Genomic DNA, 20,084 nt, shown 5'->3' on the forward strand with positions numbered 1-20,084 from the left:
GTGCAGCGCCTTCGGGGTGCCCGGGTCGGCGAGCCAGGCGGCGAGCGCCGCGTCGTCCTCGGGAGTGAGGGTCTCGGTGGTGACGTACGCGCCGTCACCGTCGGCCGCGGCGACGGCCAGTGCCGTCGCATCGCCGCCGTAGGGGGTGCCGGAGCCGACGACCGTCAGCCCGTGGCGGACCCCCGCGACGGCGTGCTCGGCGAGCCAACCCGCGAGCGCACCCGGCTCGAGTGCGCCACCGCGCACCTCGAACCCCTCCTCGGCTTCGGGTTCGGTGGAGGCGAGGGTCGCGAACAGGCGGTCGCGCAGCACCTTGAATTCGAGGTCGTCGAACAGTCGGTGGATGCGGTCGCGGTCCCACGGTGCGAGCTCGAGCTGGTCCGGCGTGTACGGCAGCGCCATGTCCCGGACCATTTCGGTCAGGCGCCGGTTCATGAGCACGTTGTTCAGGTTCGTGCGCAGGGCGTCGCCGGTCTTGCCGCGCACCTCGTCGACGCGGTCGACCAGGTTCGTCAGGCCGCCGAACTCGCAGATCCACTTGGCTGCGGTCTTCTCCCCCACCCCGGGGATGCCGGGCAGGTTGTCGCTCGGGTCTCCGCGCAGTGCCGCGAAGTCGGGGTACTGCGCGGGGGTGAGCCCGTACTTCTCCTCGACCGCGGCGGGGGTGAATCGGGTCAGGTCCGACACTCCGCGCTTCGGGTAGAGCACCGTGACGTCGTCGGTGACGAGTTGCAGTGCGTCGCGGTCGCCGGTGACGACGAGCACCCGATAGCCGAGCGCGGTGGCCTGGGTGGTGAGGGTCGCGATGATGTCGTCGGCCTCGAAGCCCGCCTCGGCCATCACACAGATCCCGAGTGCACCGAGCACATCCTTGGTGATGTCGATCTGACCCTTGAACTCGTCGGGCGCCGAGCTGCGCTGCGCCTTGTACTCGGGGTACATCTCGGCGCGGAACGTCTGCCTGCTCACGTCGAATGCGGCCGCCACGTGGGTGGGCTGTTCGTCGCGCAGCAAGTTGATGAGCATCGAGGTGAAGCCGTACACCGCATTTGTGGTCAGGCCGCTCTGCGTCGTGAAGTTCTCGGCGGGCAGCGCATAGAAGGCACGGAAGGCCAGGGAGTGACCGTCGAGCAGAAGCAGGGTCGGACGGTCGCCCTTCGAGGCGGCGGGAGCAGACGAGGTGGATGCACGAGTCACGGCAGCCAGTCTAGGGACCGGGTCCGACAGTCCGTGCAGCGATCGCGTTGCGTGCCCGGATCGCCGCCGAAACGCCCGCACCCCCGCCCGAATACCCCCTTGGGGTATAGGATTGTGGACATGACCGACGCACACGATCCGGCCGCCCAACCCGAGTCCTGCCACACCACCCACGGCTACATGGGCGACAAGGCCCGCTACCTCGCGCGACTCAAGAGGATCGAGGGCCAGGCCCGCGGGATCCACCGAATGGTGGACGAGGAACAGTACTGCATCGACATCCTCACCCAGATCTCCGCGCTCACCAAGGCACTCGAGGGCGTCGCACTGGGTCTGCTCGACGACCACCTCGAGCACTGCGTCCTCGACGCGGCCCGCCGCGGTGGCGACGACGCGCAGATCAAGATCAAAGAGGCCTCCGACGCGATCGCCCGCCTCGTCCGCTCCTGAGGTCCGCACACCACCTCGTATTCGGTTGCGGGACGACGAAACCCAACCGAAACGACACGGAAATCCCAGAGCGCCGTGCGACGCGATCACAGCCGCTAGAGTCCGGTTCCACGACGCCGGTCCCCCGGCGTCGTGCTCGACCACCTCGACGCGCGCGGAGGACCCGAGTGGCCCCAATCGTCAGACCCGGACGAGGATCGCCGCCGTTACCACGACGGCTCGCCCGAACACTGCTGTTGCTCCTGCTCATTCTGACGGCGACCGCGCCCGGGATCGGTAGTGCGTTCGCGCAGGAACCGACAGCGCCGCCGCAACCCCCTCCGTCGGCGCCGGAACAGTCGGCGTCCGGCGTACTCGTCGGAGGCAGCCTCAACAACGGCGGGGACCGACTCGTCGGAGTCACCGTGCGGGCATCGGACGCGTCCGGAAGCCCCGTTGCCGAAACCACCTCCGGCGACGGCGGCCGGTGGGAGCTGACCCTGGAACCGGGCACCTACACCTTCGAAGTGGACACCGACACCCTGCCGGACGGTGTCAGCGTGCAGACCACGGTGGCACGCGATGTGGTTGCCGGACGGTCGAACGTGGTGATCTTCTCGTTCGGTGAAGCCCGATCCGGATCCGAGATCGGCACCGGAGAGAAGCTCCTGCGCACCGTCGTCGACGGCCTGCGTTTCGGCTTGATCATCGCGATCGCCGGCGTCGGCCTGAGCCTGATCTTCGGAACCACCGGCCTGACCAACTTCGCGCACGGCGAATTGGTGACCCTCGGGGCGGTCGCCGCGTGGGTGTTCAATGTCAGCTTCGGCATCCAGCTCATCCCGGCCACGATCCTGGCCGTCGTCGCCGGAATCGGCATCGGCCTGCTCAACAACGGACTGATCTGGGCGCCGCTGCGGCGTCGACACACCGGGCTGATCGCGCAACTCGTCGTGTCGATCGGACTCGCGATCGCGTTGCGCTACCTCATCCTCATCTTCTTTTCCGACCGCACCCAGTCGTTCCACGACTATCAGGGTCAGCGGCAACTCGAATGGGGTCCACTGGCGATCACCCCGGTCAACCTCGCCTGCATCGTGATCAGCCTCGTGGTGCTGATCGGGGTAGCCCTGCTGCTGCAACGCACCCGGATCGGCAAGGCGATGCGTGCGGTCGCCGACAACCGGGACCTGGCCGCGTCGTCCGGTATCGACGTCGAGAAGGTGGTGCGGTTCGTCTGGGCGCTCGGCGGTGCGCTCGCCGCGCTCGGCGGCGTGCTCTACGCACTGTCCGAGCTCGGTGGTCGCGTGCAATGGGAGATGGGTTTCAAACTGCTGCTGCTGATGTTCGCCGGCATCACCCTCGGCGGTCTCGGCACCGCCTACGGCGCGCTGCTCGGTTGTGTGATCGTCGGTCTCGTCGTCCAACTGTCCACCCTCGTGATCAGCCCGGACCTGAAATACATCGGTGGCCTGCTGATCCTGATCGTGATCCTGGTGATTCGACCGCAGGGCATCCTCGGCAGCCGAGCAAGGATCGGGTGAGTCATGGACATCGTTGCTGTACTCCAGGTTTCGTTCGCCCAGCTCATCGGGCCGTCCGCGATCTTCTACGCGCTCCTCGCGATCGGACTCAACCTGCACTTCGGCTATGCGGGCCTGCTGAACTTCGGCCAGATCGGTTTCGCGTTGCTCGGCGGCTACGGCGTCGGCATCATGACCGTCACCTACGATCAGCCGCTGTGGCTCGGCATCCTCGTCGGCCTCGGCGCGGCCGCCCTGCTGGCCCTGGTCCTCGGCATCCCCACGTTGCGCCTGCGCGCCGACTATCTCGCCATCGTGACGATCGCCGCGTCCGAAATCCTGCGCCTGGTGTTCCGTTCCACCGCATCGGATTCGGTCACCGGATCCACCAACGGCCTTTACGGATTCGCCGGGCCGTTCACCGAGCTGAGCCCGTTCGATTCGGGTCGCCAGTACTCGCTCCTCGGGATGCGCTTCTACGGCGACGACCTGTGGGCGATGCTCGTCGGCTGGACCCTCGTGCTGGCACTGTGCGGCGTGGTCTACCTGCTCAGCCACAGTCCGTGGGGCCGGGTGCTCAAGGCGGTCCGGGAAGACGAGGACGCCGCCCGGTCCCTGGGCAAGAACGTGTTCGTCTACAAGATGCAGGCCCTCGTGCTCGGCGGCGTCATCGGCGGTCTCGGGGGCGTGTTCAACGCCCTGCAAACCAAGTCGATCAACCCGGACTTCTATTCGACGGCACAGACGTTCTTCGCGTTCGGCGCGTTGATCCTCGGCGGCGCCGCCACCGTCTTCGGTCCGGTCCTGGGCGCCATGCTGTTCTGGTTTCTCCTGACCATCCCCGACGCGCTACTGCGGCAAGCGATCTCAGGACCGGACCCGCTGTTGCCGCTCACCGAACAGCAGGTCGGCGCCATGCGATTCGTTCTGCTCGGTGTACTCATCGCGGTGATGATGGTGTTCCGGCCGCAAGGCATCCTGGGCAACAAGCGGGAGGTGCAACTCGATGCGTAATGCCCCCGATCGGTCGCCGCTCGACGCGGCCACCCGTGCCGCGTTGTTCGCGGCGGTACCGCAGGAACCCGGCGTGGCCAAACCCGATCCGGTGCTCGTCGTCGACGGAATCTCGCGTGCGTTCGGCGGGCTCAAGGCCGTCGACGTCGCGCACCTCGAGTTCCAACGTGGCTGTATCACCGGCCTGATCGGACCCAACGGCGCCGGCAAGACCACCCTGTTCAACCTGCTCACCGGCTTCGACCGCCCGGACAGCGGCACCTGGAGCATGAACGGGGTCGACCTCGGCCGGATGCACCCGCATCGGGTTGCCCGCCGCGGCATGGTCCGCACCTTCCAACTCACCAAGGCACTGTCGAAGATGACCGTCCTGGACAATGTTCGGCTCGGCGCGACCGGGCAGCGCGGCGAACGGATCGTCGGGGCGCTGCTGCCGTGGACCTGGAAGACGCAGGAACGCGAGATCACCGAACGCGCCCACGACCTGCTTGCTCGGTTCGCCCTCGACGCGAAGGCCGACGACCTGGCCGGGTCACTGTCCGGTGGTCAACGCAAACTCCTCGAGATGGCACGGGCCCTGATGACCTCCCCGGAGGTGGTCATGCTCGACGAGCCGATGGCCGGTGTCAATCCGGCGCTCACCCAGAGTCTGCTCGGGCACATCAAGTCGTTGCGCGACGACGGGATGACGGTCGTGTTCGTCGAACACGACATGGATGTCATCCGCGAGGTGTCCGACTGGGTCGTGGTGATGGCGCAGGGATCGGTGATCGCCGAGGCATCACCGGAAGCGTTGTCGGGCAACAGTGCCGTCGTCGACGCCTATCTGGGAAGCCACCACGACCAGGCACTCGAATTCGACGACGAGGGCAACCCGATCGGTGCGACCGCCGTCCTCGCCGAGGCACTGGAGGACGCGGTCGTCGCCACGCTGGAGACGGGTGGCGACCTGTCCGAACCGGACGCCGCAGTGCTCGCCGACCTGCCCGACGCAGCACCGCCCGGCACCGAGGAGAAACGACCGTGACCGAGATCCCCTCCCCCGCCACACCCGGCACCGGGATGACCGCCGCCGAACTCGCCGCGACACCCCGCGAACACGCCCGACTCGCCGAGGGTGCACTGCTGCGGGCCGACGACCTGGTCGCCGGCTACTTCCCCGGCGTGGACATCCTGCGCGGCTGCAACTTCTTTCTGCGGGACGGAGAGATCGTCGGGATCATCGGACCGAACGGCGCCGGAAAGTCGACGCTGCTCAAGGCCCTGTTCGGGTTGATCCCGGTCCGGCAGGGCGACGTCACGCTCCGCGGCGAGACCATCGCGGCCGCGCCGGCGCACGTCCTGGTCCGCAAGGGACTCGGATACGTGCCGCAGACCCGCAACGTGTTCCCGTCGCTCACCATCGAGGAGAACCTCGAGATGGGAATCTATTTGCGGCCCAAACAGTTCACCGAACGGTTCGCGTTCGTGTCGGAGTTGTTCCCGCTGCTCGCCGAACGTCGGAAGGTCAAGGCCGGGGCGCTGTCCGGCGGCGAACGGCAGATGGTCGCGATGGGCCGGGCACTGATGATGGATCCGTCGGTGCTGTTGCTCGACGAACCGTCGGCGGGCCTGTCCCCGATGTTCCAGGACGAGGTCTTCATCCGGTGCAAGAAGATCAACGCCGCCGGGGTGTCGATCATCATGGTCGAGCAGAATGCGCGGCGCTGCCTGCAGATCTGTGATCGCGGCTACGTCCTCGACCAGGGCCGCAACGCCTACACCGACACCGGAGCGAACCTCATGCACGACCCGAAGGTGATCGAACTCTATCTGGGCACGCTCGCGGGAAGTCAGGAGAAAAAGCGAACCTGACCGGGCCGAACAGCCCTGGTGGGGCCGGGAATCCGCTGATTCCCGGCCCTGCCGTCGCACGGGCATCACGGTGCGTGCGCTACCCGACCGAGGCGGCGGCGCCCCGGACCGAGACACCCGCCGGCGGGGAATCGATCACATCGCGCAGGGTCCGGCCGGCGAGAGCATCGGCGTAGCCGGGGCGGGTGCCCACCGCGCGGGCCTCCTGGAGCACGACCTCGGCGGCGCCGGCGCGGCGCACCCTCTCGACGAGCGCCGACACATGCTCGGCGGTGTGCACCGTGGGATCGACGGTGATCCGAACCTCGTGGTCGACCCCGGAGTCGACCAGCAGGCGCAGCGACTCGAAGGCGCGCTCCGCGCTCGACGCCGTCCCGGTGACGAGGTGATAGCTCTCCGGCAGTGCCTTGATGTCGAGCCCGACCCAGTCGAGCAGCGGAAGAACCGCGACCAGACGCGCCGGATACGCACCTGCGGTGTGCAGGCCGACGCCGAATCCCGTTGCGCGCACCCACTCCGTCGCTGCGACCAGACCGGGTTGCCGGGTGGGTTCACCGCCGGAGAAGACCACCCCGTCGAGCAGGCCGTGCCGTCGGGACAGGAAGTCCCGCACCTGATCCCAGCCGAGCGCCCCGGCCGAGCGGGGATCGATCAGATTCGGATTCTGGCAGTACGTGCACTGCCACGGGCAGCCCTGCAGGAACACGGTGGCCACGAGCCGGCCGGGCCAGTCGCAGGTGGAGAGACGGACGAGCCCGGCGATGGACACGTCGGCCACCGTGGTTTCGGGAGTCATGCAGCGGACCAGGATGCGGCCGCGCGGGTTTCCTCGAAGGACACCCGCTCGGCATGCTCCCCCTTCTTGCCCACGTTGAACGACGACACCGGGCGGAAATAGCCCATGACGCGAGTCCAGACCTCGCAGATCTGTGGCTCCGCGTCGGGATGCTCCTGGGCGCACCGACCACACGTGGGGTGCTCACCCGCGAGGTAGCCGTGCGACGGGCAGATCGAGAACGTCGGGGTGACCGTCAGATAGGGCAGCCGGAAACGCGTCAAGGCGCGCCGGACGAGTTCCCGACAGGCGTCGGCACTCGAAAGTCGCTCCGACATGTACAGGTGCAGGACCGTACCGCCGGTGTACTTGCGTTGCAGGTCGTCCTGCCGCTCGAGGGCCTCGAACGGGTCGTCGGTGAAACCGACCGGCAACTGGGACGAATTGGTGTAGTACGGGTTGCTGTCCGTCCCGGCGTGGATGATGCCGTCGAACCGCTTGCGGTCCTCCTTGGCGAACCGGTAGGTGGTGCCCTCGGCCGGGGTGGCCTCCAGGTTGTACAGGTGCCCGGTAGCCTCCTGGAGCTCCACCATGCGGGCACGGATGTGGTCGAGGAGCCGGACGGTGAGGTCGTGGCCGCGTGGGTCGGTGAGGTCGTATGCGTCGCGGGTGAAGTTGCGGACCATCTCGTTGATGCCGTTGACACCGATCGTCGAGAAATGATTGTCGAGGGTGCCCAGGTAGCGCTTGGTGTACGGGAACAGGCCCTCGTCGATGTAGTGCCCGATCACCTCGCGTTTGGTCTCCAAGGAGTCGCGTGCCAGCCCGAGGAGCGTGTCGAGTGCCCGGAGCAGTCCGGTTTCGTCGCCCGCGTGCAGGTAGCCCAGCCGGGACATGTTGATCGTGACCACACCGAGCGAACCGGTCTGCTCGGCCGAGCCGAACAGGCCGTTGCCCCGCTTGAGGAGTTCACGCAGGTCCAGTTGCAGCCGGCAGCACATCGACCGCACCATGTTCGGTTCGAGGTCGGAGTTCACGAAGTTCTGGAAGTACGGCAGGCCGTACTTCGCGGTCATGTCGAACAGCGCGTCGGCGCGCGGCGAGTCCCAGTCGAAGTCGCGGGTGATGTTGTAGGTCGGGATCGGGAAGGTGAACACCCGCCCGGAGGCATCGCCCGCCGTCATGACCTCGATGTAGGCGCGGTTGATCATGTCCATCTCGGCGTGCAGGTCACCGTAGGTGAACGGCATGTCCTCCCCGCCGATGATCGGGACCTCGTCCACGAGGTCGTCGGGGCAGGTCCAGTCGAAGGTGAGGTTGGTGAACGGGGTCTGGGTGCCCCAGCGTGACGGCACGTTCAGGTTGTAGACCAACTCCTGGATCGCTTGGCGCACTTCGGCGTAGCTCAGGTTGTCCTTGCGGACGAACGGGGCGGTGTAGGTGTCGAACGAACTGAATGCCTGTGCGCCTGCCCATTCGTTCTGCAGGCAACCGAGGAAGTTCACGATCTGTCCGACCGCCGAGGACAGGTGCTTCGGCGGTGTGGCGTCCACCTTGCCCGGGATGCCGTTGAGTCCTTCCCGCAGTACGGTTTTGAGTGACCAGCCGGCACAGTATCCCGCGAACATGTCGAGGTCGTGGATGTGCAGGTCGCCCTCGCGGTGTGCTCGTCCGATCTCGGGGCGGTACACATGGGAGAGCCAGTAGTTCGCGGTGATTTTGCCCGCGGTGTTCAGGATCAGACCGCCCAGGGAGTAGCCCTGGTTCGCGTTGGCGTTGATCCGCCAATCCGAGCGGTCGAGATACTCGTCGACGGTGTCGGCGACCGCGACCGCTATACCACTGTCGGGCATGGTCCTGTCGGGTGTGGCCCTGTCGAGCGTGGTCCTGTCGAGCGGTGCTCTGTCGAACATGGTTGGTTCCTCCGGCTTCCTCGAGACATGTGCGGACTGTGCGTGGTATCGCGGGTTCGTCCGGTCGCCGATGACGGCAGTCGATCCACCACACCACTGCGGGAGTAACTATATGTAGGGTTCGAGGAGTACGTAAGGCACCATATGTAGCTATTCTGAGCTGACTTTGGTCGCCGAACAACGAGAGCAGGGCCGGGAATCCGACGATTCCCGGCCCTGCTCTCGCGTGGACGTTCAGCCCCCGACGACGATGAATCCTTCGGTCGTGATGGTGTTGTCCGGCCCGAACAGCAGGTTGCCGTAGGACCCGACTCCGGGTTCGCCGGCGTCGGTGAAGCTCAATTCACCGGTGATGCCGTCGTAGTCGATGTTCTCCCCGGCGCGCAGCAGATCCAGACACTGCTGGTAGCTGGTGCACTTGGTGCCGTCCTTGGTGACGTCGTTGATGTTCGCGGCGATGTCGACACCGGCGGTCGAGCCGGCCTGCTCGGCCGCGAGAGCCGAGATCACCACGGCATCATAGGATTCGCCCGCGTAGTTGTAGTCGATCAGGCCCGGATCGACGACCTTCAGGCGGTCCTGGAACTCGGGTCCGACGTCGGTGAGCGGGGTGGTGCCGCGCATTCCGGCCAGCAAGCCGGGGGCGATGTTCTCCCCCAGCGCGTTGCCCATGTTGCCGTCCACGCCGTACACGTGCATGCCGTCGGACGGACCGATGCCGACCTCGTGCATACGGGTGATGATCTTCGCGGATTCCTCGAAACCGATGAGCGCCACCGCATCCGGCGCGAAGTCCTTGATCTGGTCGACCTCGGCGTTGAACGACTGTGCGTTCGGATCGTAGATGATCTTCTGGATCTGATCCTCCGGGATACCGGCCTCCACGAGATTGTCGACGGTGTTCGCGGCCAGACCCGTCCCGTACGGATCGTTCAGCGCGATCACCGACACTCGCTGCGCGCCGTCCTCGGCGATGAGTTGCGACAGTGCCTGCGCCTGCAGCACATCCGTCGGCGCGGTGCGGAAGTACATGCCCTTGTCCGGGTAGCAGACGAACTGGTCGGACGTATTCGCCGGCGAGAACATCACCACGCCGGCGCTGACGACCTTGTCGATCACTTTGAGTGACACCGACGACGACGCCGCGCCCACGATCACCTGGGTTCCGGCGGCGAGTTCACGGTCGACGGTGGCGTTCGCGGTGTCCGTGGTGGTGTCGCCCGAGTCGCCGGTGATCAACTCGACGGGCTGGGCGAGCACACCACCGGCGGCGTTGACGTCGTCGACACCGAGCCGGGTCCCCGCGACCATCGGCGGCCCCAGGAACGAGAGGCTGCCCGTTTCCGGCAGCAACGTGCCGATCCGCAACGGCGTGGTCACCGGCGTCGCACCGGCGGTGGCCTGATCCGGCTCGCAGTCGGTGGTGACTGTGGTCGTATCACCGGAGGTGCCCGCGGAACTGTCCGACGCGGAATCGCTGTCCGAACTGCAACCGGCGAGGGCGAGTGACGCTGCGCCCAAGAGTGCAGCGGCACGGACGAGGGTCCGTTGTGCCATCCAACTCTCCTTCTGTCGACCTCAACGCATTCCGGTGGATTCACCGGTCGTGGCTCGAAACATAACCGTCCGAGGACGGCGGCGAACCACGCCGAAATCGTTGTGATCCGACCGTTATATTCAGAGGGGGAGAATTGACGTGGCCGTAACGACCGGAGGTGGGTTCAGCCCTCGGCCTCCACGCCGAGTGTCTCGATGACGACCTCCGCGACCTGCTTCATCGTGGTCCGGCGATCCATCGCGGCGCGCTGGATCCAGCGGAACGCCTCCGGTTCGGTCATCGCGTGCGCGTCCATCAACATGCCCTTCGCCCGATCGACGAGTTTGCGGACTTCGAACCGCTCGGTGAGTCCGGCGATCTCCCGCTCGAGTTCACGGATCTCGGAGAAGCGACTCGCGGCCACCTCGATCGCGGGCACCAGATCGGACTTCGAGAACGGCTTGACCAGATAGGCCATCGCACCGGCGTCGCGGGCTCGCTCGACGAGTTCACGCTGACTGAACGCTGTGAGAATCACCACCGGCGCGATCCGGCGCTCCGCGATCTCCGATGCCGCATCGATGCCGTCACGGCGCGGCATCTTCACGTCCATGATCACCAGGTCGGGTTTCAACTCGGCGGCGAGTTCGACGGCACGTTGTCCGTCACCGGCCTCGCCGACGACGTCGTAGCCTTCCTCGCGGAGCATTTCGACGAGATCGAGCCTGATCAGCGCCTCGTCCTCGGCGACCACCACCCGTCGGGGCGCGGTGGAGTTCTCGTGCGGGGCGCCTGTCATCGTCGGCCTTCTCCTCATCGCTCGGGGTCACTCGGACCACCCGGACATCACGGACGGAACGATAGAAGGGTACCGGTGTTCGACCGTTCCGCCCGATCCCTTACAGTGGTCTCCGCACGACGCCCCCGTAGCCCAATTGGCAGAGGCAACGGATTCAAAACCCGTCCAGTGTGAGTTCGAGTCTCACCGGGGGCACCACAACACTGCCGGCCACCGGCCGGTGTGTGCACATGCGCCTCACGCACATCCGGGATTCCGATCGCGCCCGGCAGAGCTGTCCGTGCCGAACAGTGACGCACAGGTCGGGTACGTTCCGATCATGGCGCCGACGTGGGAGCAGATCCGAGGCTCGAACTACGGCACGATGGGACGCACCACTCGTGGGACGGTCCACCTGCCGGACGGATCCCGGATGCGCGTGTGGCACGCACCCGACGAATGCTGGCGCTACGAGAACGAGTCCGGTGAGCCCACGTTCATCGCGAACGCCACCGACAGGTGGTCACGCGGCGAGGACGGCACGATGGTGCACACCGTCACGTCCCCCAACACCATCTACGTCACCACCGGTTCTGGCTCACCGTCGCTTCTCCTGCGTGCCTACGACATGTTTCCACCCGGGACAACTCCCAGGTTCGGCGACCGACGATTCGTCGCACCGAGTGCACCCCGGGCCGTCCGTGTTCGTGGCCGCGACGGCTGGGAGGTGAGCGCCGTCGACCAGCACACCAACGACGCGGTCACCTACGTGTTCGACGCGGAACTCGGTATCGCGGTGCGGTGGCAGCGGGGCGAGGACTGGATGGAACTCGACAACCCCAGCCTCGACGACGCGTTCGAACCCACGTTGTTCATCTGGTCGGGGCCGTCGCGCCCGGCCGAGGACGACGTCGCGAAACTCCGGCGTGAGCACGAGGAACGGCAGCGTGTTCTGGCCGGGATTCCTCAGGCGCTCCCGACGTGGCTGCCGTTGACGACAAACGCACAGTCTCAATCCGGCGATGCCCGCACCGGCGAACTGAGCGTGGCGATCAGCGGGTATGCGCCACAATTCACGCTGCGCCACTGGGTGAGCGCGATCGGCGAACCGAAAACCGAATGGCCGAACGACGCGACGCCGGAACGCTACCGCCGGTCCGTCGGTGACTGGACGTACGAGATCCGCAGCCACCAGGACATCGACCGGGACGACTGTGCCCGAATCGTGGACTCGATCGTTCCGGTCGACCCACCCGATCGTGATCCCGCCCGGATCGTGGCCGAACTCGCCGCCGAGGAGCGCGATCGCCGCGACGCGGAGGTGCTCGCCACCCTCGGAACAGGACGAGTCCTGACCGAGTATCTCGAGGACGAATCACTGCTCATCCGTACCGACTTCACCGACGCCGCCGCCTGGCGAGATATCGCCGTCGCAGCCACGGCTCCGATACCGCAGGGAGACGGCACCGAGTTCGCCGCCTACCTCACCTGCATCGACAACCCGGACTACGACGGGTTGACCGTCGACGGACTTCTCGACGCGATCGGCGAACCTCCGCCCTACTACGTGTTTCTCGTCGACGCCGAGACGGTGAACAACCCCGAGATGCCCATCGTCGCCGTCTACACCGGGCCCGACGAACCGCAGCGTCCGCGCGGACGAACCTTCCGCGTCGTCCCCGCGGAGATGTGCGGCGTGGAGAACAACCTGTCGATCGCGAACATGGACTTCGAATCCTTCGCGGACAGCGCCGACGAGGACGGGGTGTTTCGTGGTTTCCCGGAACCTGCACGGCCCGTCGAGAACGTGACCACGCGGGACGTCGCGCACTGGATCGCGGGAGATCTGCACACCGACGTCCTCCGGGAGTTGCATGCCCAGATCACCGGATGGAAGTACCGTCATCCGGTCGCCCTGTTCGAGGTCGACCTGGCCGAGGTCCATGCGCGCACCCGCGACACCGACCACGGAACGCGTGCCGAACTTCTCGGCTACGACGAGTTCCTGGACGCGACCGCACGCGGGGGGCCGGCATTGCGCGGGACCGTGCCGACGCCCCACGGCTACTGGACGGTGGTCCTCGACTCCGTCTCCCATCGACCGATCACGGCGTACCGCGTCACGAACGCGCCCTACGTTCCGCCCGCACACCAGGACGGAGTGCCGCAACCAATGCGGCTCGAAGTGCCCTTCACCTGCACCGAGCCGGTGAACTCGTTGATACTGACCGATGACGACGACCTGATCGACCGCGGGAGCGTCCAACGGGCCGTTCTCGGCGAAGCCGCACGACTGCATCCCGACAGCGACCTCGCGGGCGGCGAACCGATCATGCAGCGGATCCCGCGCATTGCGGGATTGAGCATCGGATGCCACCTGCACGTCGACGGACGGCCGGTGTTCTATGTGGCCGTCGTGACGGACGTCGCCGACGAGTTCATCGTCCGGGAGGTGCCGCCGGAGGGGATGCGGATCGTCGGCCCCGGTGAACCCTGAACGCACGAATCTCGTCAGCTCGCGGGATCATCCCCGAACACGCGTACCTCCTGCGCGCATCGGCAGGCAACCGCGATCTTCGCGGCCCACTCCAGCGCCGCCTCGCGGGAGGGCAGCTCCAGTACCGCAAAACCACCGTCGAGCTCTGCCGTCTGCGGGTACGTGCCCGCCGTCACCGTGCCGTCTCCTGCGACCATGACGGGCGGAACGCTCGCGTCGATGCCGCCACCGAACACCCAGACACCGGCGTCCTTCGCCTCCTGCACCACCGCATGCGACGTTTCCGAGACGGCCTGCAATCCTTCGGCGGGAATGATCATGGCGTCACTCGGGAACGAGATCAGGTACTTCGACATCGTTTCGGCTCCTTCTTTCCATGTCACTTGTCGGCCCCATCCTCGCCGACGCAGGTACACAGCGCATTCAAGTCGGTCGATCACGCCCGACAGTTCGGTGGAGCTCCGATGATCCCCCGTTGCCGCCGAGCATCTTCCGCGACACGGGCGATCAGAACCGGGACGAATCGACGCAGACCCGATAGGAAGGGTGTGCTGGTTCCCGAATCTCGACAACGCGAAGGAGAAGACTTCATGGGTACACGAACGGTCCGACGCACGGGTGCGTCCATCGTGGCCGCCGCTGGGGTGGCCGCTGCGACGATCGTCGGGGGCGGTGTCGCCGGCGCGGCGACGTCGACCACGATGGCCTGTGGCAGCGCGAACCCGCTGCCGTGGGCACCGGCATTCACTTGGACGGTCACCGCCGGTTCCGGTGAATCGCTGCCGCCGAACGGGGACGCGCTCGTGCCGTCACTGTTGCTCAGCGGCGGCAACGACCTTCCCGCACCGCCCCCGGGGCTCATCCCGAGCATCGGACCCAACTGGTACGGCACGCAGGTTCTCGTCGACTGGCACAACAACACCACCGGGGAGTCCGGGCGTTCGGTGAGCGATCCGGCCGCCTGGAACCAGAAGCCCGGCATCCCGATCAACCGGACGTTCACGGGAGTCGGGAACGTGGACTTCACGGTCACCGCCCAGACCGGCGCGGGCTGGTGGTTCCTCAACACACAGAACGCGGTGTGCACGGGCAACATCGACATCGTGCCCGGTCGGTAGCGTTCGAGGCCGCTGATTCGACCGGTCGTCGCACATTAGGGTGAGGCGACCTCGTTGAGCGAACGAACGGAAGGCGGCCGACGATCGTGGAGATGGTGATCGCACGCAACCCGGACCCGAATTCGAGCCTGCCGTTCCTGTTGCGGCTTCCACTCGACGGTGGGCTCGTCTTCCGGACGTCCGACACGTGGCCGCGCACGAAAGCTCTGTTCTGCTACCCGGTTTCGGTCGGCGAGTGGCCCTCCGACGCCGATGTCGTCGAGCGCTGCGCAGTGCGGTCGTGTGTGCGGCGCGGTGCCGCAATCGATCTCGTGGTGGACCGGAGCCGGGAAAGCCGCTCACAGATCGTGTACACCAAGGCACGCGGCCGTGACATGGTGTTCTGGCAGTCGCCGCGCACCCGGAAACAGGCTCGTCCTCAGGTGCGTACGCCCACTGCGCGCGCTGCGGGACTCGCCGACCTGACCATCGTCGTCGACTCGCACGAACGCTACGCCTACAAGTTCTCGAACCAGCAGGTCAGTACGGTGACCGGGCCGTTGGCGTGCGGAGACTACGGTCTGCTCGCCGACGATCAACTGGTGGCCTCGGTGGAGCGCAAGTCGCTCGACGATCTGGTGTCGAGCCTCACCAATGGCAAGTTGCGTTTTGCAATGGCCGAACTCGCCGCGCTGCCCCGCGCCGCGGTGGTTGTGGAGGATCGCTATTCGGCGGTGTTCAAGGTCGGGTGGGTCCGGCCCGCGGTGGTCGCCGACGGCCTCGCCGAATTGCAGGTGCGCTATCCCAATGTGCCGATGGTGTTCTGCGAAACCCGGGCGTTGGCCGAGGAGTGGACGTACCGCTTCCTCGCGGCAGCGCACCAGTGGGCCGAGGACGATACCGTCGCGCGTGAACGGATCGTCCCGGCGCCCGCGACGGCCATAACCGCACCGACACCGACACCGACAGAGCCCACCACCGCGCAGGTGCGGGCGTGGGCACGCACCGCGGGAATCGCCGTGCCGGACCGTGGACGGTTGCGCCCAGAGGTGTGGACAGCGTTTCGCGCCGCGGACCCTACTCCGAACGACGCCTGAACGGACCCGCGTCAGCGGCGACTGGTGCGGACCACCCGCCCGATCAGCGCGTTCTCGCGAGTTCGAGCGAATCGGCCACGAAGAACGAGCGGACGCCTCACCGCTAGATCATGACCTCCGCGAGGAGAACACAGACCACCGTCAACACTCCGACGATGAGGCCGAAGATCGCCGATTCGGCCAGGAATCCGACGGATACACCGGAGACGAGTGCAGCGACCCCGACGGTTCCGGCCACGTGGCGACCTCGGGAGAACGACCGATCGAGTGAACGCGGATGATCATGGGAGGCAGTTGTCATGGTGAGAACTTTCGACGCCGAACTTCGACGACCGCCGAATGGCAGCCACTCCGCGGCACCCCCTGCGGGCCACGGCATGCGCACCAGCACCTGAGCGTCGATTCACCTTCCCTGCATATTGATTCGTTGCCCCGGTGATGTTCTGCACGTACACGGCCGCCAACGAAAAATCGTGAGACATCTCGCCATTTCGCGGCAGTGATTGTGACCAATCCTATCCACTGTGGGATATACCTCGCAATCGAAGTGTGACCTGAGGCGGAAAACTCGGGACTTTGGCCTCAATTCGAAGCCCCGACGTACAACAACGGAGGGACGGCAGCCGGTCAAGGATTCCCGGTTCGGACGAGTCCTTGTCAGCCGGCGCCACGGTGACGCCGGCGCCACTGCACGGCGGCCGTGACGAGCCTGATACCGAGAGCGATCAGGATCAGATTGAGGACCATCTGCACCGTGACGACGACCCGCGCGGCCTGGCTGACCGCGGCGATGTCACCGAATCCTACTGTCGAGAAGACGGTCAGGCAGAAGTAGAGGGCATCGATCCGCGAGAGCGGCTCGTCGAAGCTGCCCGGATTCACCACCGACATGCGGAAGAACACCGTCGCGAACAGTACGAGATAGAACACGACGACAGTGGTGAGGGCTTCGATGGCCTGTACGGCCGGATACTCGGCGGCCATGATCCGGCGGATCTGCCACCAGCCCAAAGCGATCACCACAACGATTCCTGCGGCCAGCGCGAACGCAGCCGTCAGGTCGCCGACGTGGTCGAGCGGCAACAAAAAATAGACGAATACCAGCACCAGTGCGATCAGCGCCGGGCGCGCCAGCGCGCGGACCAGAATGCGCCGCCGGTCCCGCCGGGACAGTCGTTCGGGTCGCCCGGATTCGTCACTCGTCGGGACCGGTGGGCCAGGCGGTTCGGTCATGGATCCACCTGACCTCTGTGGACGTGGTGCCGAGCGTCGTACCGGATTCAGGGTAGGCGACTGCGCGTGATCACCCGCGGCAAATTGCCGGGCAAACGCCGCGCCGCACCCGGAATCACCCGGTTCACCCCACGTGAGCGATAGCGTCTAGCACCATGAAGCGAGCGAAGGAGCGGAGCCCATGGCACAGCACGAGGTGACGCCGAAGCGGGAAATGTGGTCGGGCCGGTCGGTGTTCATCATGGCGGCGATCGGTTCCGCCGTCGGCTTGGGGAACATCTGGCGGTTCCCGTACGTCGCCTACGAGAACGGCGGCGGCGCATTCCTGATCCCGTACCTGGTGGCACTGCTCTCCGCCGGTATTCCCCTGCTGTTCGTCGACTACGCGCTGGGTCACAAGTTCCGGGGATCGCCACCGCTGGCGTTTCGCCGGTTGGCGCGTGGCAGCGAATTCCTCGGCTGGTGGCAGGTGCTGGTGTGCTTCGTCATCGGCGTGTACTACGCGGTGATCGTCGCGTGGGCGGCGTGCTACACCTACTTTTCGATCTCCGAGGCGTGGGGTGACGATCCCGAGCACTTCTTCATGACCGACTTCCTGCGCGTCGACTCCGATGCCTCGTTCGGCCTCGATTTCGTGCCGGGAGTCTCGTGGCCTCTGCTACTTGTGTGGCTGGCAGCGCTCGGCGTGCTCGCACTCGGCGTGCAGCGCGGCATCGGCAATGCGAACCGCATCTTCGTGCCACTGCTGGTCATTCTGTTCGGCGCCCTCGTGATCCGGGCACTGTTCCTCGACGGCGCCACCGAAGGCCTCAACGCCTTCTTCACGCCGAACTGGGAGGCGCTCACCGACACCGGGGTGTGGATCGCGGCCTACGCGCAGATCTTCTTCTCCCTGTCCGTGGCGTTCGGCATCATGATCACCTATTCGTCGTACCTGAAGAAGAAGACCAACCTCACCGGATCGGGTCTCGTCGTCGGCTTCTCCAACTCGAGTTTCGAGGTGCTGGCCGGTATCGGCGTGTTCTCGGCGCTCGGGTTCATGGCACAGGCGCAGGGCGTGCAAGTCGGCGAGGTCGTCTCCGGCGGTATCGGTCTCGCCTTCATCGCGTTCCCCGCGATCGTGTCGCAGATGCCGGGCGGACCGATCTTCGGTGTGCTGTTCTTCGCGTCGCTCGTGTTCGCCGGATTCACGTCGATGATCAGCATCATCCAGGTGACGGTGTCCGCGTTCGAGGACAAGACCGGCCTCGGCAAGGTCCCGGCCGTGCTGATCATCGGTGGTGCCTCGGCGATCGTGTCGTTGCTGTTGTTCCCGACGACCACCGGTCTGAACACACTCGATGTGGTCGACAGGTTCGCCAATCAGTTCGGCATCGTCGGTGTGGCGTTCGTGGCGATCGTCGTGATCGCGTGGGTGCTGCGACGACTGCCCGAACTGCGCGACCACCTGAACTCGGTGTCGTCGTTCCGGGTGGGGCCGGTGTGGCAGGTCTTCGTCGGTGTCGTCACCCCGATCGTGCTCGGCTACATGCTCTTCAGCGAGATCCGGGACCGGATACGGGAAGGGTACGGTGGGCTGCCCGACGATCTGGTGATGACGTTCGGCTGGGGTGTGCAGGCCGCGGTGATCATCCTGGCAATCGGCATGTCGTTCCTGCCGTGGCGCCGCGATATCGATCTCGACTTCGAGACAGACGACGACCCCCCGGTACCGAGCGGACAGACCGCCTCGATCGACAAGACCGATTCCGCCGGGAAGACCGAGCCGGGAGGAAACCTGTGAACACGTCGGCGATCGTGATAATGATCCTCGCCCTGGCGATCCTGTGGGGTGGGTTGATCACCAGCGTCATCCACCTACGCAATCACCCGGACGAACCGGAGTGAGCGCTACCGCCCGCACTCGGGTACCGGCGTCACCCGTGCAGAGCCGGTGAGGACAGCAGGTCCGCGTGATACCGCTCGGTCACGTTCGGGTGGGCGCGCAGCCGGGATTTGAGCGCGTTGAGTCCGTACACCGAGTGCAGGGTGCCACCGTGTTCGTCGGTGCCGACACCGCGTGCGTTCGCCGCGAGCTCCGGCGGCAGCGCAACGGCCGGCAGCGCCTTGTCGAGACCCGGGTTGAGGAAGAACGGCAGCGAGATACGGTCGGTCCCGGGTTCCGGTGGCAGCACCCGATGTGCGGTGGCCTCCAGATAGCCGCCGGTGGCCAGTTCGAGCAGTTCACCGATGTTGACGATGAAGCAGCCCGGCAGCGGATCGACGTCGATCCAGGTGCCGTCGTGATCGACCTGGAATCCGGTGCTGCCGGGTTCCGGATACAGCAGGGTGAGGACCCCGACGTCCTTGTGGCTGCCGACGCCCTGCCCGGTCACCGAGCCGTCATGTCCGGGGTAGCGAGCAATCTTGAGCAGCGGATCGGGATCGGCGAACGCGTCGTCGAAGAAACCGGCGGGTGCGCCGAGTGATTCGGCCCAGGCGCGCAGTAGCACGATCCCGACGGCCTGGGCCTGCTCGATCCAGCGCAGCGCGAGATCGCGCAATTCGGGGATCTGCGCCGGCCACAGGTTCGGGCCGTGCAGCACCTCCCACGGTGTCGCGGGATCGACGGAGGTGACCGCGGTGCGTTCCGGTCCGATGTCGATCTGCTCCCGCCAATCGACGGTGCCCTGGGTCCGTTCACCGCCGATGCGGGTGTATCCGCGGAACTGCGGGGAATGCACGTTTTCGATCTCGAGTTTCTCGGCAGCGGGCAGCGCGAAGAACCGGCGGGCCGCGGCGAGGAGCGCATCGGCGAACACCGGGTCGATGCCGTGACCGGCAAGGTGGAAGAACCCGATCTCGTGGGTCACCGTGCGCAACCGGGTCAGCAGCTCCGCGCGTGCCTCGGGACCTCGGTGCAGGTCCGCAAGGTCGATGACGGGCAATGTGGTGATGGCCGACACTGTGCTGTCCTTTCCGGCTGGCCGAGACGTGCGCGCGGCCCTGGTTGCAACAACAGTGCACGGCCGCCGAAGATTCCGTGGCGTCGGCCGCGCGGAGCGTCCGGCGACTATGCGTCCGGCGACTGTGCGTCCGGGCCGGGGTGTCGGCGGGGTGCCGCGACGGCAGCGGCGATCGCGGCGGCGACGATTGTGGCG

At 66.3% G+C, this 20,084-nt stretch carries 19 protein-coding genes and 1 tRNA gene; 11 read left to right on the forward strand and 9 right to left on the reverse strand.

The window, feature by feature from the left end; translation table 11 throughout:
* A partial coding sequence (locus tag WAX14_RS05890) for a 5'-3' exonuclease H3TH domain-containing protein (RefSeq protein WP_422627155.1) occupies positions 1-1,197 on the reverse strand: 1,197 nt, incomplete at its 3' end.
* Positions 1,198-1,317: 120 nt separating this feature from the next.
* On the opposite strand from WAX14_RS05890, the gene WAX14_RS05895 reads away from it, so the two are divergent.
* The 5 genes from WAX14_RS05895 (at position 1,318) to WAX14_RS05915 (ending at position 6,017) form a co-directional block, all read left to right on the forward strand.
* Complete coding sequence (locus tag WAX14_RS05895) at positions 1,318-1,647, forward strand: metal-sensitive transcriptional regulator (RefSeq protein WP_422627156.1); 330 nt, start codon at positions 1,318-1,320, stop codon at positions 1,645-1,647.
* 167 nt (positions 1,648-1,814) lie between these two features.
* Positions 1,815-3,170 carry an ABC transporter permease subunit gene (locus WAX14_RS05900; protein WP_422627157.1) on the forward strand — a complete coding sequence of 452 codons (1,356 nt, stop codon included), beginning with the start codon at positions 1,815-1,817 and terminating at the stop codon, positions 3,168-3,170.
* A gap of 3 nt (positions 3,171-3,173) precedes the next feature.
* Positions 3,174-4,163 (forward strand): branched-chain amino acid ABC transporter permease, encoded by a 990-nt coding sequence (locus WAX14_RS05905; RefSeq protein ID WP_422627158.1) that lies wholly within the window; start codon positions 3,174-3,176, stop codon positions 4,161-4,163.
* The gene (locus tag WAX14_RS05910; RefSeq protein ID WP_422627159.1) at positions 4,156-5,190 is read left to right on the forward strand and encodes an ABC transporter ATP-binding protein; all 1,035 of its coding nucleotides are present in this window, start codon (positions 4,156-4,158) and stop codon (positions 5,188-5,190) included. Before WAX14_RS05905 ends, WAX14_RS05910 begins: the two co-directional genes overlap by 8 nt.
* Positions 5,191-5,225: 35 nt before the next feature.
* A complete protein-coding gene (locus WAX14_RS05915; RefSeq protein ID WP_422627172.1) occupies positions 5,226-6,017 on the forward strand; it encodes an ABC transporter ATP-binding protein in 792 nt (263 codons plus the stop codon).
* A gap of 79 nt (positions 6,018-6,096) precedes the next feature.
* Here WAX14_RS05915 and WAX14_RS05920 read toward each other — a convergent pair whose 3' ends face one another.
* From WAX14_RS05920 to WAX14_RS05935, 4 genes are all read right to left on the reverse strand, one after another.
* The gene (locus tag WAX14_RS05920) at positions 6,097-6,813 is read right to left on the reverse strand and encodes an anaerobic ribonucleoside-triphosphate reductase activating protein (protein ID WP_422627160.1); all 717 of its coding nucleotides are present in this window, start codon (positions 6,811-6,813) and stop codon (positions 6,097-6,099) included.
* A complete protein-coding gene (locus WAX14_RS05925; RefSeq protein ID WP_422627173.1) occupies positions 6,810-8,645 on the reverse strand; it encodes a ribonucleoside triphosphate reductase in 1,836 nt (611 codons plus the stop codon). The genes WAX14_RS05920 and WAX14_RS05925 overlap by 4 nt, the downstream gene beginning before the upstream one ends.
* A 294-nt stretch (positions 8,646-8,939) precedes the next feature.
* A complete protein-coding gene (locus tag WAX14_RS05930; RefSeq protein ID WP_422627161.1) occupies positions 8,940-10,262 on the reverse strand; it encodes an ABC transporter substrate-binding protein in 1,323 nt (440 codons plus the stop codon).
* A 164-nt stretch (positions 10,263-10,426) separates the two neighbouring features.
* Positions 10,427-11,041 carry an ANTAR domain-containing response regulator gene (locus tag WAX14_RS05935; RefSeq protein ID WP_422627162.1) on the reverse strand — a complete coding sequence of 205 codons (615 nt, stop codon included), beginning with the start codon at positions 11,039-11,041 and terminating at the stop codon, positions 10,427-10,429.
* A 121-nt stretch (positions 11,042-11,162) separates the two neighbouring features.
* Here WAX14_RS05935 and WAX14_RS05940 point away from each other — a divergent pair.
* A tRNA-Leu gene (locus WAX14_RS05940) sits at positions 11,163-11,239 on the forward strand.
* A 121-nt stretch (positions 11,240-11,360) separates the two neighbouring features.
* Entirely contained in the window at positions 11,361-13,517 is a 2,157-nt protein-coding gene (locus WAX14_RS05945; protein WP_422627163.1) for a DUF6924 domain-containing protein, read from the forward strand.
* Positions 13,518-13,531: 14 nt separating this feature from the next.
* Here the strand turns inward: WAX14_RS05945 and WAX14_RS05950 are convergent, their stop codons facing one another.
* Entirely contained in the window at positions 13,532-13,873 is a 342-nt protein-coding gene (locus tag WAX14_RS05950) for a YciI family protein (RefSeq protein ID WP_422627164.1), read from the reverse strand.
* 234 nt (positions 13,874-14,107) lie between these two features.
* On the opposite strand from WAX14_RS05950, the gene WAX14_RS05955 reads away from it, so the two are divergent.
* Together WAX14_RS05955 and WAX14_RS05960 are read left to right on the forward strand one after the other, a co-directional pair.
* Entirely contained in the window at positions 14,108-14,635 is a 528-nt protein-coding gene (locus tag WAX14_RS05955) for a hypothetical protein (protein ID WP_422627165.1), read from the forward strand.
* Positions 14,636-14,727: 92 nt separating this feature from the next.
* Positions 14,728-15,711 carry an ERCC4 domain-containing protein gene (locus tag WAX14_RS05960; protein ID WP_422627166.1) on the forward strand — a complete coding sequence of 328 codons (984 nt, stop codon included), beginning with the start codon at positions 14,728-14,730 and terminating at the stop codon, positions 15,709-15,711.
* Between the two features lie 103 nt (positions 15,712-15,814).
* Here WAX14_RS05960 and WAX14_RS05965 read toward each other — a convergent pair whose 3' ends face one another.
* The gene (locus tag WAX14_RS05965; RefSeq protein ID WP_422627167.1) at positions 15,815-16,012 is read right to left on the reverse strand and encodes a hypothetical protein; all 198 of its coding nucleotides are present in this window, start codon (positions 16,010-16,012) and stop codon (positions 15,815-15,817) included.
* A gap of 356 nt (positions 16,013-16,368) precedes the next feature.
* Positions 16,369-16,944 (reverse strand): potassium channel family protein, encoded by a 576-nt coding sequence (locus WAX14_RS05970; RefSeq protein ID WP_422627168.1) that lies wholly within the window; start codon positions 16,942-16,944, stop codon positions 16,369-16,371.
* A 181-nt stretch (positions 16,945-17,125) separates the two neighbouring features.
* On the opposite strand from WAX14_RS05970, the gene WAX14_RS05975 reads away from it, so the two are divergent.
* Together WAX14_RS05975 and WAX14_RS05980 are read left to right on the forward strand one after the other, a co-directional pair.
* Positions 17,126-18,727, forward strand: coding sequence for a sodium-dependent transporter (locus WAX14_RS05975; RefSeq protein WP_422627169.1), 1,602 nt, complete (start codon positions 17,126-17,128; stop codon positions 18,725-18,727).
* Entirely contained in the window at positions 18,724-18,831 is a 108-nt protein-coding gene (locus WAX14_RS05980) for a methionine/alanine import family NSS transporter small subunit (protein WP_422627170.1), read from the forward strand. Before WAX14_RS05975 ends, WAX14_RS05980 begins: the two co-directional genes overlap by 4 nt.
* A gap of 29 nt (positions 18,832-18,860) precedes the next feature.
* On the opposite strand, the gene WAX14_RS05985 is transcribed toward WAX14_RS05980, so the two are convergent.
* Positions 18,861-19,889 (reverse strand): isopenicillin N synthase family dioxygenase, encoded by a 1,029-nt coding sequence (locus tag WAX14_RS05985; protein ID WP_422627171.1) that lies wholly within the window; start codon positions 19,887-19,889, stop codon positions 18,861-18,863.
* Between the last annotated feature and the right edge of the window lie 195 nt (positions 19,890-20,084).

The organism is Rhodococcus sp. (in: high G+C Gram-positive bacteria), from assembly GCF_049299235.1.
GTDB lineage: Bacteria > Actinomycetota > Actinomycetes > Mycobacteriales > Mycobacteriaceae > Rhodococcus.

Coding starts and splice junctions, on each gene's coding strand:
- WAX14_RS05895 (WP_422627156.1), top strand. CDS start 1,318: ATGACCGACGCACACGATCCGGCCGCCCAACCCGAGTCCTGCCACACC.
- WAX14_RS05905 (WP_422627158.1), top strand. CDS start 3,174: ATGGACATCGTTGCTGTACTCCAGGTTTCGTTCGCCCAGCTCATCGGG.
- WAX14_RS05910 (WP_422627159.1), top strand. CDS start 4,156: ATGCGTAATGCCCCCGATCGGTCGCCGCTCGACGCGGCCACCCGTGCC.
- WAX14_RS05915 (WP_422627172.1), top strand. CDS start 5,226: ATGACCGCCGCCGAACTCGCCGCGACACCCCGCGAACACGCCCGACTC.
- WAX14_RS05920 (WP_422627160.1), bottom strand. CDS start 6,813: ATGACTCCCGAAACCACGGTGGCCGACGTGTCCATCGCCGGGCTCGTC.
- WAX14_RS05925 (WP_422627173.1), bottom strand. CDS start 8,645: ATGCCCGACAGTGGTATAGCGGTCGCGGTCGCCGACACCGTCGACGAG.
- WAX14_RS05930 (WP_422627161.1), bottom strand. CDS start 10,262: ATGGCACAACGGACCCTCGTCCGTGCCGCTGCACTCTTGGGCGCAGCG.
- WAX14_RS05935 (WP_422627162.1), bottom strand. CDS start 11,041: ATGACAGGCGCCCCGCACGAGAACTCCACCGCGCCCCGACGGGTGGTG.
- WAX14_RS05945 (WP_422627163.1), top strand. CDS start 11,361: ATGGCGCCGACGTGGGAGCAGATCCGAGGCTCGAACTACGGCACGATG.
- WAX14_RS05950 (WP_422627164.1), bottom strand. CDS start 13,873: ATGTCGAAGTACCTGATCTCGTTCCCGAGTGACGCCATGATCATTCCC.
- WAX14_RS05955 (WP_422627165.1), top strand. CDS start 14,108: ATGGGTACACGAACGGTCCGACGCACGGGTGCGTCCATCGTGGCCGCC.
- WAX14_RS05960 (WP_422627166.1), top strand. CDS start 14,728: ATGGTGATCGCACGCAACCCGGACCCGAATTCGAGCCTGCCGTTCCTG.
- WAX14_RS05965 (WP_422627167.1), bottom strand. CDS start 16,012: ATGACAACTGCCTCCCATGATCATCCGCGTTCACTCGATCGGTCGTTC.
- WAX14_RS05970 (WP_422627168.1), bottom strand. CDS start 16,944: ATGACCGAACCGCCTGGCCCACCGGTCCCGACGAGTGACGAATCCGGG.
- WAX14_RS05975 (WP_422627169.1), top strand. CDS start 17,126: ATGGCACAGCACGAGGTGACGCCGAAGCGGGAAATGTGGTCGGGCCGG.